Below are 13,687 nucleotides of genomic sequence, written 5' to 3'. Positions count from 1 at the left end.
CGGCCAGAACGACAAGGAGCCGACATGAGCACGACGACACAGTCCGCGACGACCGACGTGCCGCGAGGTCTCGCCGGCGTCGTCGTGGCGGAGACGACGGTGAGCGATGTCCGCGGGAACGAGGGCTTCTACCAGTACCGCGACCACTCCGCGATCGAGCTGGCGGCGTCGGCGACCTTCGAGGACGCGTGGCAGCTGCTGGTGACGGGCGAGACGGCGACGCCGGCCTCGCGCGGTGCGTTCGGTGCCCGCATCGCCGCCGCCCAGGGGTTAAGCGGCGACATCGATGCCGTCGTCGACGCCGTGACGTCGGCGACACCCTCAGTGCTGGCCGGGCTCGCTGCGGCCTGGCCCCTGCTGGGCGCGCGGCGCGGCATCCGTCCGCTGTACGACCTCGACGACGAACAGCGCCTCGACGACGCGATAGCGTTCGGCGCCTCGACGCCCGTCCTCGTCGGGGCGCTGTGGCGGCGGGGCCGCGGGGAGGCGGTGCTGCCCGCACTCGAGGGCCGTGGCGTCGTCGCGAACTACCTGCACCAGGTGACCGGCCGCGAGCCCGATGAGGAGACCGAGCGCGCGCTGACGGCCTACCTGATCGCCGTCATGGACCACGGCTTCAACGCCTCGACCTTCACTGCGCGCGTCATCGCTTCGACGGGAGCGGATTCCGCGGCCTGCCTCGTCGGTGCGCTCGGGGCCCTCACCGGGCCGTTGCACGGCGGGGCGCCATCACGCGCACTCGACGGCCTCGACGCCGTCGCGACGGCCGACCGTGTCGAGCCGTGGATCCGCGGCGAGCTCGCGGCCGGGCGGCGCCTGATGGGATTCGGCCACGCCGTGTATCGCACGGCTGATCCGCGCGCCGAGCTCATGAAGCGCGTCGCGCTGCGCACCGGCGGTCCGCGCGTCGAGCTGGCGGTGCGGTTCCAGGAGGCGGCCGAACGGCTGCTCGCGGAGGCCAAGCCCGGCCGCGACCTGCATGCGAACGTGGAGTTCTGGGCGGCTCTGGTGATGGAGCAGTGCGGACTGCCCCGATCGATGTTCACGCCGACCTTCGCCGTCGCCCGCACCATCGGGTGGACGGCGCACATCCTCGAGCAATCGAGGGATCCGAAGATCATCCGCCCGTCGGCGCGCTATGTCGGCCCGCAGGTGCGCGTCGCGGCCTGATCCGGGACCGGCGGGCCGCCCGGAGCCTTGCCTTGCCCATCGTGCGGTGGACCCTGCCTAGCGGCCTGCGGCGGAGCCTTGCCTAGCGGCCTGCGGCGGAGCCTTGCCTAGCGGCCTGCGGCGGAGCCTTGCCTAGCGGCCTGCGGCGGAGCCTTGCCTAGCGACCTGCGGCGTACCCCTGCATGCCGCGGGGATTGGCGCCGGCCCAGAGGACGCCGGTCGCGGCATCCCGTCCCACAGCGGACACCCGCCCCAGCGCCCAGTCGCCCGCACGCGTCACCACGTGTCCGCGGCGTTCGAGGCCGGCGATCAGGGCATCGCCCAGGCGGTCCTCGACGATGGCGCCGGCAGGGCTCCACGTGCGCGGCCAGAACGACTCGGGCAGCGACGTGGTGTGCAGCGCGGGCGCATCGATCGCCTGTTGCGGCGAATAGCCACCGACGATGATCCGCAGCAGCGCCAGCAGCTGCCACTGGTCCTGCTGGTCGCCGCCGGGGGAGCCGATCGAGAACTCGGGCACGCCGTCGCGCAGCACGAGCGTCGGCGTGAGGGTGGTGCGCGGGCGCCGGCCCGGTACGAGGGAGGACGGATGCCCCGGCTCGAGCCATGTCATCTGCAGGCGCGTGCCCAGGCAGAAGCCGAGCGCCGGAATCGTCGGGGAGGACTGCAGCCAGCCGCCCGATGGGGTCGCCGAGACGATGTTGCCCCAGCGGTCGATGACATCGAGGTGACACGTGTCACCCCGGGTCTCACCGGACGCCGACACACGTGGCTCGGCAGGCGCGACGGTCGGCTCGCCGGTGCCGAGCCGCGGTGCCTCGTACGTCGTGCGCAGCGGCGGGCGGAACGCGGCGCGCCCGGGCAGTGCCCCGGGCCGGAACTCGGCCGAGGCGGTCTCGGCGATCAGCGCGCGCCGCGCGTCGAGGTACTCGGCGGACAGCAGTGCGTCGAGATCGACGTCGTCGTCGCCGAACCAGCTGTCGCGGTCGGCGTAGGCGAGCTTCTGCGCCTCGAGGATCGTGTGCGCACCGGCCTCCTGCGAGGGGTCGAGCAGGTCGTCGGCCAGTGGCTCGAGGAGGCCGAGGGTCTGCAGCAGTGCCGGCCCCTGGGTCCAGGCGCCGGCCTTCGCGATCGTGCGCCCGCGGAACTCCCGCGTCACAGCCGGTTCGTATCCCGCCTCGAAATCCGCGAAGTCGTCGGCCGTGATGACGCCGGCATGCGTGCCGCCGCCGGAGTGCCGGTGCGGCTGCGCGAGGAACGCCGACGCCTCGTGCGCCACGATCCCCGTCTTCCATTCCCGGCGCGCGGCGTCGATCCGGGCGGCGCGCCCGACCGGGCCGTCGTCGCGCACGGTGCACGATGCGTGGACCAGCCCGTCGACGACGGCGGCATACGCCGGATTGCGCATGACCTGGCCCGCCACGGGAAGCTCGCCGTCCGGCATCCACAGCTCGGCTGAGGTCGTCCAGTCGTCCCGGAACAGCTCCGCCACGCGCGCGATCGTCGCGGCGGCACCCGCGACCAGCGGGTGTCCGTCGCGCGCGTACCCGATGGCGTACGCCAGCACGTCGGTGAGCTCCCACGTGCCGTGATCGCGCAGCAGCAGCAGCCAGGCATCGACGGCGCCGGGGACCGCCGCCGCGAGGCCGCCGGCGCCGGGCACCAGGTCGAGGCCCTCTTCGCGGTAGTGCGCGATCGTCGCACCCGCGGGCGCGGGACCCTGGCCCATGAGCACCGTCGGGCCGGTGGCATCCGCCGGCTGGAAGATCGCGACCAGGTCGCCACCCGGGCCGTTGAGGTGCGGTTCGACGATGTGGAGCACGAACGCCGCGGCCACCGACGCGTCGAATGCGTTGCCGCCGCGCTCCAGCACCGCCTGCGCGGTGGCGGTCGCGAGCCAGTGCGTCGACGCCGACATCCCGAACGTCCCGGTCAGGGTCGGGCGCGTCGTGAACGACGCCGGAGCGGTGTACTTCGACAACCTCAGCAACCCGTCCGCAGGCTCAGCGCCCGCCCGCCGCGATCCAGGCCTCGACCTCGTCGGCGGTGCGCGGGATGGCGGCCGACAGGTTGACGGGGCCGTCGTCGGTCATCAGGATGTCGTCCTCGATGCGCACGCCGATGCCGCGGTACTCCTCCGGGACGGTGAGATCGTCGATCTGGAAGTAGAGCCCCGGCTCGATCGTGAAGACCATGCCGGCCTCGAGGATGCCGTCGTAGTACATGTCGCGGCGGGCCTGCGCGCAGTCGTGCACGTCGATGCCGAGGTGGTGGCTGGTGCCGTGCACCATGTAGCGGCGGTGGTGCCCGCCGCTGTCGGCATCCAGCGCCTCCTCGGCGGTCACCGGCAGCAGCCCCCATTCGGCGACGCGTGCCGCGATCACCTGCATGGCGGCCTCGTGGACGGAGCGGAACTTCACGCCGGGGCGGGCCGCAGCGAAGGCGGCGTCAGCGGCTTCGCGGACCGTCTCGTAGACCTTGCGCTGCACCTCGGTGAAGCGGCCGCTGACCGGAAGCGTGCGGGTGATGTCGGCGGTGTAGAGGCTGTCGACCTCGACGCCGGCGTCGATCAGGATGAGATCGCCCGGCACCACGGCGCCGTCGTTGCGGGTCCAGTGCAGATAGCACGCGTGGGGACCGGATGCCGCGATCGTGTCGTACCCGACCGCGTTGCCGTCGCTGCGGGCGCGCTGATGGAACACGCCCTCCACGACGCGCTCGCCGCGGGGGTGCTCGACGATGGCGGGCAGGTTCGCGACGATGTCGTCGAAGCCGGAGGCGGTCACCTGCACGGCGAGCTCCATCTGCCCGACCTCGTACGCGTCCTTCACGAGCCGCAGTTCCGACACGAACCGCGTGAGGCCGTCGTCCTCGTCGAGGACGACATCGCCGTCGCGGGATTCGAAGTCGTCGATGTGCGCGGTCGGCAGCCCGAGACCCGCCGCGACGCCCTCCAGAGCCGGCCGCGGACCGATCCAGAACTCGCCGATCGAGGCATCCGAGTAGAACTCGCTCGTCGTGCGATCGGCGCGCTCGCGGAAGTAGAGCGTGACGTCGTGGCCGCCCGACGACCGCGGCTCGAACACCAGCACGGCGCCGGGCTCGGAGTCCGATGCCCACCCGGTGAGATGCGAGAAGGCGGAGTGCGCGCGGAAGGGGTAGTCGGTGTCGTTGCTGCGCTGCTTCAGCTCGCCCGCGGGGATCACCAGACGCTTGCCGGGGAACGCCGCCGAGACGGCATCGCGGCGTCGTGCGGCGAAGGGCGCCTGCGGTCGGACGGGCGGCGCGATGTCGGGCCGCTCGGCCCATCCGCTGGAGATCGTGTCGAGGAAGCCCTGACCGAACGGCTGGCGCCGGTTGGTGCTGGTCGTGGGCGGTGTGGCGGTCTCCGTGGTGCTCGTGGCGCCGGTGGACTGCTCGCTGGCTGCGCTGCTCATGCGTCCCAGTCTCGCACGCGACGCCGGGTGCGAGACAGGCTCAGCCGGCCGGTTCGTACTGCACGATCAGCGGGCGGTGGTCGGATCCGGAGTCGTCGAGCGACCGCAGCACCAGCGAGCCGGATGCGCGCCACTGCGGTGTGGCCATCACATGGTCGATGGGTGCGCCGAGGACGGCCGGCATGGCGGCGGACCAGGTGCCGAGCGCGCCGTTGCCCGTCTCGACGGCGGCGTCGGTGCAGTGGCCGAGGGTCGCGCCGTCGAGGCCCAGGCCCGTCATGTGGTCGACGGTGGCGTTGAAGTCTCCGGCCATGATCACGTTGCCGTCGCCGCACTGATCCGCCAGCCACTGCAGATCGTCACGCCAGCTCTGCATGTAGCTCGGCCGCGGCGCGACGGCGTGCACGGCGACGACGATGGGGCCGTCGCCCGACACCGGCATCGCGACGGCGCTCGGCACCGTCGAGGTGTTGCTGGTGCCGTCGAGCGAGGACTCGATCACCGCGTAGTCGCCCAGCTCGGGCGAGATCAGCAGAGTAGTGGATCCGGCATCCCATTCCGTCGAGGGATCCGACGCGTGGTGCGCCCACATCCGGTGCCCGAGGTCGCGCATCGCCAGCGCGACGCTCTCACCCGTCTCGATGGTGGTCTCGGGCAGCGCCACGATGTCGGCATCCATCGCCACGGCGATCTTCGCGATCGTCTCGGGCGGCGTCGCCGGGCCGGCGGTGTTCCACGTCATCACGCGGATGCTGGAGTCGGTCTTGGCAGGCAGCGGGTCGGTGCCGAGCCCCCCACGGGCCGACAGCACCGCGATGTTCGCCACCGTCGCGACACCGGCGACGAGTGCGATCGAGAACGCCAGCGGGCGCACCGGGCGCGCGATCGCCAGAAGCAGGGCCAGAAGGGCCGCCGCAGCGAACGCGAGTGCGAGGATGCCGCGGAACGACACGATCTGGGCGATCGGGTAGATGCGCTCGACGCGGAAGAAGCCGGGGAAAGTCAGCACCGCGGCAGCGATCGCGCACAGCACTGTCGCGAGGATCCCGAGCAGGCGAAGCACGACCGCGACTCTATGCGAGGAGGCTGTGAGATCCGTCAGCGCACCGGCGTGCCGCGTGCGGCCGTCGCGCTACCCTCGGAGGATGCCCGGCTCGCAGCGCTTCGAAGGACCGAGCGACCTGCACCTTCATTCCGCGAACTCCGACGGCACACAGCCTCCGGCCGAGGTGATGGCCTCTGCGCACCGGCATGGGGTGCGGACGGCGGCGCTGACCGATCACGACACGACCTCGGGGTGGGCGGAGGCGGCCGACGCCGCCACCTCGCTGGGCATGACCTTCATCGCCGGCATGGAGCTGTCGGCGCGACACGAATGGCGCAGCGTCCACGTGCTGGCGTACCTGCCCGATCCGGACGAACCCGCGCTGCGCGCCGAGACCACCCGCATCCGCTCGTCGCGGCTGGATCGCGCCCGGCTGATGGCCGACCGCATCTCCCGGGACTACGACCTGGTGTGGGACGACATCCTCGAGCAGACCACCGACGGCGCGACCGTCGGCCGTCCGCACATCGCCGATGCGCTGGTGGCGCGCGGGCTCGTGCGTGATCGCGCCGAGGCGTTCGCCGGCATCCTGAGTCCCGGCGGCGACTACTACGTCGCCCTGTACGCCCCCGATCCGGTGACCGCGGTCGGACTGGTGGCCGGGGCCGGGGGAGTGCCGGTGATCGCCCACCCCGCGGGGCGCGCCGGCCTGCTGCCGATGCGGCTGATGGAACGGATGCTGGATGCCGGCCTCGCCGGCTTCGAACTCGGCCACCGCGAGAACCGGGATCCCGCGCTCACCACCCTGCGGAACCTGTGCCGGGAGCGGGACCTGATCGTCACCGGCTCCAGCGACTACCACGGTCTGGGCAAGCCGAACCAGCCGGGGGAGAACACCACCAGCGACGAGATGGTCGCGCGCATCATCGACCAGGCGACCGGAAACGCCCCTGTCTACCCGTGAAGGGTGGACAGGGGCGTTTCGTGTCGGTGGGCGCTGATCGGCCCGGAGTTCTGATCAGCCGAGGGTGCTGATCAGCCCAGCGCCTTGGCCTTCAGCGCGTCGTACTCGGCCTGCGTGATCGTGCCGGCGTCGAGCAGACCCTTGGCCTTGGCGATCTCGTCGGCGGCGCTGGCGCCGCCCGAGCCCGCGACGGACTTGATGTAGGCGTCCTGCGCGCTCTGCAGCTCGGCTGCCTGCTTCGCGCCGCGCTGAGCCATGCCGTTGCCGCGGGCGATGAGGTAGACGAGCAGCGTGAGGAACGGGACGAAGATCAGGAAGATGATCCAGACCGCCTTCCACCACCCGTTCAGCTTGTGATCGCGGAACAGATCGCCGATGACGGCGAACAGCGCGAACAGGTACGCCATGAAGAAGAAGATCCAGAGGAACCACCAGATGATGTCCCAGAAGGAGCCCCAGAAGCCCTGGTATTCGTATCCGGTGGTGACGGCATCGAGGATGTGCACGATACGCCTTTCTTGACTGCGAAGTGACGGCGCCACACGCGCCGCTTGCGCTCACCATAGCGCGGTCGCGATGCCGTATGACGGCACCGCGACCGCAGAAGACGAATCATGCCGTATGACGGCACCGCCACCGGAGAAGACGAATCAGGCGCCGACGGCTGCGCCGCCCGCGGGAGCGGACCCGCCGCCGCTGCCGCCACGACGACGCCGACGCCGGCGCGGCGCGGGCTTTCCGTCGTGGTGCTCCTTGCCGCCGCCGTCGTGGGTTCCGCCGCCTTCCGTGGAGCGGGCGCCGTCGTCCGACGCCCCGTTCTGCTCCGACGTGGATGAGCCGGCGCCCTCGACCGGCTCGAAAGTCGAGCCCACCCGCTCGGCGTCACCGCCACGGCGACGGCGACGGCGGCGCGGAGCCTGACCGTTCGTCTCGACCTCCGCCGCGGCATCCGCAGCCCGCTCAGGCTGGACGCGGACCGCTTGGGTCTTCGGGGCGGTCACGATGCGCCCCTTCGTGCCGGCCGGGATGTCGAGATCGCTGAACAGGTGCGGGCTGGAGGAGTACGTCTCGACGGGTTCGGGCTGACCGAACTCGAGCGCGCGGTTGATGAGGGCCCACTTGTGCAGGTCCTCCCAGTCGACGAACGTGACGGCGATGCCGGTCTTGCCGGCGCGGCCGGTGCGACCCGCGCGGTGCAGATAGGTCTTCTCGTCATCGGGGATCGTGTGGTTGATGACGTGCGTGACGTCGTCGACGTCGATGCCGCGTGCCGCGACGTCCGTCGCGATCAGGACGTCCTTCTTGCCCGCCTTGAAGCCCGCCATGGAGCGCTCGCGCGCCTCCTGGCTCATGTCGCCGTGCACCGAGGCGGTGTTGAAGCCGCGGTCGCCCAGCTCATCCGACAGGCGCTGCGCCGCGCGCTTGGTGCGCGTGAAGATCACGGTCTTGCCACGGCCCTCCGCCTGGAGGATGCGGGCGATGACCTCGTCCTTGTCGAGCGAGTGCGCCCGGTACACGAGGTGGTTGATGTTCGCCTGCGTGAGCCCCTCGTCGGGGTCGGTGGCGCGGATGTGGATGGGGTTCGACATGAAGCGGCGAGCGAGGGCCACGATCGGGCCGGGCATCGTCGCCGAGAAGAGCTGCGTGTGCCGGACGGCCGGCACCTTGGAGAAGATCTTCTCGATGTCGGGGAGGAACCCGAGATCCAGCATCTTGTCGGCCTCGTCGAGCACGACCTCCGTCGCGTGCGACAGGTCGAGCAGCCGCTGGTTGTTGAGGTCGATGAGACGGCCCGGGGTGCCGACGACGATCTGCGCGCCGGCCTTCAGCTGGTCGATCTGACCCTCGTAGGCCTTGCCGCCGTAGATGGCGACCACGCTCGTGGGGCGTCCCGAGGTGAGCATGTCCATGTCTTCGTAGACCTGCACGCACAGCTCTCGCGTCGGCACGACGATGAGCGCCTGGACGCCGGGAGCCGGCGTCGGCCCGAGCCGCTGGACGACCGGGATGCCGAAGCCGAAGGTCTTTCCGGTGCCGGTCTTGGCCTGGCCGATGATGTCCTGGCCGGGGAGGCCGAGGGGGATGGTCTGTTCCTGGATCGGGAATGCGTCGACGATGCCCTTTACAGCGAGCGCCTCGACGATGTCCTGATCAACGCCGAGTTCGGCGAAGGTCGTCACGATGTGTGCCTGTCCGGCAGTGAGATGCTGCCTGGGTTCTTGCCCGGGCGCGGTTCCGGCCTCTTCGAGGTCGCCGCGCGGGCGGAAGTGCGATCCACGCCCTTCTCTCCCACAGGCGCGGGCGCCCCGATCCGACGCCGGGGACCCTCCCACGATACCGGAGGGATGCGGGAGCGAACACGGACGGGGCGCCGCCTCGTAGGCTTCGATGCATGGTGAAGTGGTTCTGGCAGCGGCGGGAGACGGGCCGCAAGCTGCAGCTGCGCTCGCGGGACGAGCTCAGCGGCAGCGATCGCGTGGACTTCGAGGAGCTCGCTCCCGACATCGACACGTTCCTCGGCCAGGCCGCCTATCTGCAGCTGGGATTCTTCGAGACCCTCACCGAGCTCATCCAGACGATCCCCGAACTCGGTGAGAAGGAGGCGGTGTCGCGCGCCGCGGGCGCCGCCCTCACCAAGCACGAGGCGCTGGTCGCCCTGATCCGCGAGCGCGGCGACGACCCGACCGAGATCATGCGACCGTTCCGCGAGCCCCTCGACGGCTTCCGGGCGGCGACGCACGGCGTCCGTCCGCAGGAGACCATGCTGTCGGTGCACATCACCGCGGGAATGCTGGACGACTTCTACCTCGCCCTCTCGGCGAGCTACGGCGAGACCGGCGACCGGGTGGCTCGCATCCTGCAGGCGGACGACGACCGGCAGGCCATCGTGGAGCTGATCACGGAGACCATCGCGAGCGACATCGAATGGAAGTCGCTGCTCGCCCTGTGGGGCCGCCGGCTGGTCGGCGACACCCTGCTCATCGCCCGGGCCGCGCTGCGGCCGATGTCACTCGGCCGCGCCGAGGAGCAGAAGGTCGAGCCCGTCTTCACCGAGCTGATGGCCGCGCATTCGCGCCGCATGGATGCGATGGGACTCGCCGCCTGACCCCGAGGGCGGGTCGCGACGTCAGCCGATGCCGAGGCGGGCCTTCTCGCGCCCGTCGTGTGCGACCCGGCTGCGGGAGATCGCGATGACGGCGGGGTAGGTCACGACGATCGGCACGATCAGTGCCGCCAGCCACGGCCACGGGGTGTCGATGCCGACGCCCACCCACGTGAGGATCGTCCACGCGATGCCCGCCGATACGGCGCCGATCATGGGCGCGAGCACTACACCGCGCGTCAGGCGCTGGTGGAGCTGGAAGTGGATGCCCAGGCCGATGACCGCGCCGACGATGAAGGCGATGAGGATCTGCACGTCACGTCCGCTCAGGCGACGAAGCCGACGCGGCGAGACTCCTCGGAGCCGAGCTCGATGTAGGCCAGGGCGGCCGTGGGCACGATGTACGAGTTGCCCTTGGCGTCGGCGAACGTCACATGCGTGGCGCCGGCGTCGAGCGCCGCGGCGACGGACTTCTTCACGTCGGCTGCCGGCTCGTTCGTCTCGAAGTTGAGCTCGCGGCCGGTGTTCGCGATGCCGATGCGGATCTCCACGTGACTGACCTCCTGCGCGGGGCGACGGTGTACTTGCCGAAAGGCTGAGGGGCTCCCCGGACGCATGGCAACTCTACGACACGGGGGAGCGGCGTCCGCCCGCGGTCGGAACGCTCTGGGCGAACGGCCGATGTCGGCCGTGCGCGCTACCGTCGAAGGGTGACTTCGGGGACTCGGCAGCGCGCCACGTACGCAGCGGACGCGCCGCAGGCGGCCGTGCTCTCGCTCCCCGTCGAGGCATCGGGCGTCGTGGTCGGGGCGCCGGGGGCGGGCAAGACCGAGACGTTGGTCGCGCGGGTGGCGCGCCTGGTCGAAACCGGCGTCGACCCTGACACGGTCCTGGTGCTCACGCCCTCACGGCAGACCGCGACGGCGCTGCGCGACAGGCTCGGCCTCGCCGTGCGCGTGGCCACGACCGGTCCGCTCGCGCGCTCGGTCGCGTCGTACGCGTTCCAGATCGTACGGGCGCACGCGGTCGCGGTCGACGCTGATCCGCCGCAGCTGCTCACCGGCGGCGACGAGGACCAGATCATCCGGGATCTGCTCGAAGGCGACGAAGAGGACGAGGCGGCCGGCGCAGCCCGCTGGCCCGACTGGCTCGGCGCGGCGATCCGCGGCACGGCCGGCTTCCGCACCGAGGTGCGCACCTTCCTCGCCGAGTGCACCACGCTCGGCATCGGGCCCGGTCGCCTGCGCACGCTGGGGGAGCGGCACGAGCTGCCCGCCTGGGTCGCGCTGTCGTCGTTCTTCGCCGAGTATCTGCAGGTGCGCGACGGCATGCGGGGCGCGCATCGGGATGCCGCGGGACTGGTCCGCGAAGCCGTGGGCCTCTTGCGGACAGCACCCGCCGGAAGTCCCGCCGTCGACCGCGTGCGGGTCGTGCTCGTCGACGATGCGCAGGAGCTCACGCTCGGCGGTGTCGAGCTGCTCGAGGCCCTTCGCGCTCGCGGCGTGGCGGTGCTGGCATTCGGCGACCCGGATGTGGGCTCAGGGTCGTTCCGGGGCGCGACGCCCGAGAACTTCGCGCGCCTGGCGACGTCGCTCGGCGCCGTGCAGGTGCTCGGCCACGGGCACCGCGGCACCGCCTGGCAGCGAGAGCTCGTCGGGCGGGTGACCCAGCGCATCGGCGCGGTGGGAGTCGTCGCGCATCGGCGGGCTGTCGCCGAGGCGGAACCGGACGGGTCGGTGCGCGTGCTCAGTCTGCGCTCGACCGCCGAGGAGTACGACGCGATCGCCCGCGTACTGCGCGAGCGTCACGTCCGCGACGGTGTGCCCTGGCGGGACTGCGCCGTGATCGCGCACGACACCCGTCAGGTCGCGGCCCTCGAGGCCGAGCTGTCGGCAAGGGAGGTTCCGGCGCGCTCGAGCGGGCCCGGCCGGGCGCTCGGCACCGTGCGGCCCGTGGCCGACCTGCTGCGGCTCGTCGAACTCGCGTCTCGCGATGAGTGGACCTTCGAAGATGTGTCGGCGGCCTTGACCGGCACGTACGGGCGGCTGGACGTCATCGAGCTGCGTCGCCTGCGTTCGGCCCTGCGTCACGGCGAGCTGCGCCGGGTGCTCGAGAGTGGCGCAGAAGACGATGACCGGGCCGAGGCACCCGAACGCTCGGGACGCGACCTCGTGCTTTCGGCGATGCGTCAGCCACTGGAGTTCGAGCTGCTCGACACGCGAGAGGCGCGACGGGCGGCCTCGCTCGCACGCACGCTGGCGGCGCTCCGCGACGAGCTCGAGCGTGGTGCGACCGCCCACGAGCTGCTGTGGACGGCGTGGGACCGCAGCGGCCTCGCCCGCACGTGGGCGGAGCTCGCACGGGGCAACGGCCCTCTCGCGGAGCAGGCGCATCGGGATCTGGATGCGCTCGTGGCGCTGTTCCAGGCGGCGAAGCGCTTCGTGGAGCGCTCGCTCGACGCCGATCCCCGCGTCTTCGTGCGGTCGATCCTCGACAGCGGCGTCGCCGAGGATCGCCTCGAGGCCCCCACGCGCGACGACAGCGTGCGGATCATGACGCCGGCCGGCGCGCTCGGGATGGAGTTCGACACGGTCGTCGTCGCCGGGGTGCAGGACGGCGTGTGGCCGAACACGCGACTGCGGGGGAGTCTTCTCGACACCTGGCGGCTGGCGGATGCCGCCACCCGCGCCGAGGGCGACACGCTGGGCGCCTTCGACCGCCGCCGCGCGGCGATGCACGACGAACTGCGGCTGCTGGCGCGTGCGCTGTCCCGCGCCGACGCCCTGCTGGTCGTGACCGCCGTCGACGACGACGACACCGGCCCCAGCGTCTTCTTCGAGCTGCTCCCCGACCCCGAGCCGTTCGAGCTGGACCATCCGGTCTCGCTGCGCGGACTCGTGGCGCGGCATCGCCGTACGCTGACGCAGCTGGGCGTGCGGACGCTCGCTGAGCCCGGCATGCGACCGGCGACGGCGCCCACCGGCCCGGTGGCGGCCCCGGCAGCGCGTGCGGCCGAGCAGCTGGCGCTGCTGGCGGATGCGGGCGTGCCGGGCGCAGCGCCGCGCGAGTGGTACGGCGTGGCCGGTCCGACATCCACGGGTCCGCTGCGGGATCTGTCGCGCGAGGATGTCCGCGTCTCGCCGTCCCGCCTGCACGCGCTCGAGGAGTGCGAGCTCAACTGGGTGATCGCCGACCTCGGCGGCGACCCCGGTGGGACCACGGCCGGCCTCGGCACGATCATCCACGCGGCCCTCGAACATGCCACTGGCCATGACGAGGCGGCGCTCTGGGCTGAGGTGGAATCGCGCTGGGGTGAACTGACGTTCGAGGCGGCGTGGCGGGATCGCGCCGAGCAGACGCGTGCGCGCGACCTCGTGCGACGTCTGCACCTCTATCTGCATCGGTTCGACGGGGGTGGCGGCACGCTCATCGGCGCGGAGCCGCACTTCGAGGTCGACATCCCGCTCGGTGAGCGCGATCCCATGTCCGCCGAAGCCGCCACGCCTGTCGACCCCGCCTCCGCGGTCGCCGAGGGGGAGCGGCACCGTGTGATCCTGTCGGGCTACATCGATCGCGTCGAACTCACGCCGGAGGGCAGTGTGGTGATCGTGGATCTCAAGACGGGCAAGCGGGAGCCGCAGACCGATGCGAAGGTGCTCGACAATCCGCAGCTCGCCGCCTACCAGCTGGCCTTCGAGGCGGGAGCCATCGCCGAGGCGAACGGGCACGCGCCGGGCGGCGCGAAGCTCCTCGTCCTGCGACCGAGCGCGACGAGGTCGGACTACGTGACGCCGTGGCAGCCGCCGTTCGACGACGAGCGTCGAGACGCCTTCCTCACCCGCATCCGCACCGCTGTGGGTGTGATGCGAGGCGAGACCTTCACCGCACCGTATGAGGAGCACTGCCGCGACGAGCACGCCTACGGTCTGTGCCGCATCCACACGGTGGGCGCGGTGAGCGCCTCGTGA

11 protein-coding genes are annotated in these 13,687 nt (G+C 71.7%); 4 read left to right on the top strand and 7 right to left on the bottom strand.

The features are described from left to right. Window positions 1-24: 24 nt before the first annotated feature. On the top strand, window positions 25-1,170 hold the full coding sequence (locus tag NCG93_RS05615) for a citrate/2-methylcitrate synthase (protein WP_194415032.1): 1,146 nt from the start codon (window positions 25-27) through the stop codon (window positions 1,168-1,170). A 157-nt stretch (window positions 1,171-1,327) separates the two neighbouring features. Here NCG93_RS05615 and NCG93_RS05610 read toward each other — a convergent pair whose 3' ends face one another. The 3 genes from NCG93_RS05610 to NCG93_RS05600 form a co-directional block, all read right to left on the bottom strand. Continuing rightward, window positions 1,328-3,088, bottom strand: coding sequence for a gamma-glutamyltransferase family protein (locus NCG93_RS05610; RefSeq protein ID WP_194415972.1), 1,761 nt, complete (start codon window positions 3,086-3,088; stop codon window positions 1,328-1,330). Window positions 3,089-3,173: 85 nt separating this feature from the next. After that, window positions 3,174-4,607 carry an aminopeptidase P family protein gene (locus NCG93_RS05605; RefSeq protein ID WP_194415033.1) on the bottom strand — a complete coding sequence of 478 codons (1,434 nt, stop codon included), beginning with the start codon at window positions 4,605-4,607 and terminating at the stop codon, window positions 3,174-3,176. A gap of 40 nt (window positions 4,608-4,647) precedes the next feature. After that, the gene (locus NCG93_RS05600; protein ID WP_194415034.1) at window positions 4,648-5,670 is read right to left on the bottom strand and encodes an endonuclease/exonuclease/phosphatase family protein; all 1,023 of its coding nucleotides are present in this window, start codon (window positions 5,668-5,670) and stop codon (window positions 4,648-4,650) included. Window positions 5,671-5,752: 82 nt separating this feature from the next. On the opposite strand from NCG93_RS05600, the gene NCG93_RS05595 reads away from it, so the two are divergent. Then, window positions 5,753-6,616 carry a PHP domain-containing protein gene (locus NCG93_RS05595; RefSeq protein WP_194415035.1) on the top strand — a complete coding sequence of 288 codons (864 nt, stop codon included), beginning with the start codon at window positions 5,753-5,755 and terminating at the stop codon, window positions 6,614-6,616. A 71-nt stretch (window positions 6,617-6,687) separates the two neighbouring features. Here the strand turns inward: NCG93_RS05595 and NCG93_RS05590 are convergent, their stop codons facing one another. Then, entirely contained in the window at window positions 6,688-7,122 is a 435-nt protein-coding gene (locus NCG93_RS05590) for an SHOCT domain-containing protein (protein WP_252787459.1), read from the bottom strand. A 144-nt stretch (window positions 7,123-7,266) separates the two neighbouring features. Then, window positions 7,267-8,796: a DEAD/DEAH box helicase gene (locus tag NCG93_RS05585; RefSeq protein WP_194415036.1), complete on the bottom strand. Its 1,530-nt coding sequence runs from the start codon at window positions 8,794-8,796 to the stop codon at window positions 7,267-7,269. Window positions 8,797-9,008: 212 nt separating this feature from the next. On the opposite strand from NCG93_RS05585, the gene NCG93_RS05580 reads away from it, so the two are divergent. Then, complete coding sequence (locus NCG93_RS05580; protein ID WP_194415037.1) at window positions 9,009-9,722, top strand: ferritin-like fold-containing protein; 714 nt, start codon at window positions 9,009-9,011, stop codon at window positions 9,720-9,722. Window positions 9,723-9,743: 21 nt separating this feature from the next. On the opposite strand, the gene NCG93_RS05575 is transcribed toward NCG93_RS05580, so the two are convergent. Together NCG93_RS05575 and NCG93_RS05570 are read right to left on the bottom strand one after the other, a co-directional pair. Continuing rightward, window positions 9,744-10,034, bottom strand: a complete 291-nt coding sequence (locus NCG93_RS05575) for a hypothetical protein (protein ID WP_194415038.1) — start codon at window positions 10,032-10,034, stop codon at window positions 9,744-9,746. Between the two features lie 11 nt (window positions 10,035-10,045). Continuing rightward, a complete protein-coding gene (locus tag NCG93_RS05570) occupies window positions 10,046-10,270 on the bottom strand; it encodes a DUF3107 domain-containing protein (RefSeq protein WP_194415039.1) in 225 nt (74 codons plus the stop codon). 159 nt (window positions 10,271-10,429) lie between these two features. Between NCG93_RS05570 and NCG93_RS20310 the strand changes: the two genes are divergently transcribed. Further along, window positions 10,430-13,687, top strand: a complete 3,258-nt coding sequence (locus tag NCG93_RS20310; protein WP_194415040.1) for an ATP-dependent helicase — start codon at window positions 10,430-10,432, stop codon at window positions 13,685-13,687.

It is taken from the genome of Microbacterium yannicii (assembly GCF_024055635.1).
GTDB classification, from domain to species: Bacteria; Actinomycetota; Actinomycetes; order Actinomycetales; family Microbacteriaceae; genus Microbacterium; species Microbacterium yannicii.
Note: the sequence above shows the minus strand (reverse complement) of the source record. Positions and strands in the feature narration are given on the sequence as shown.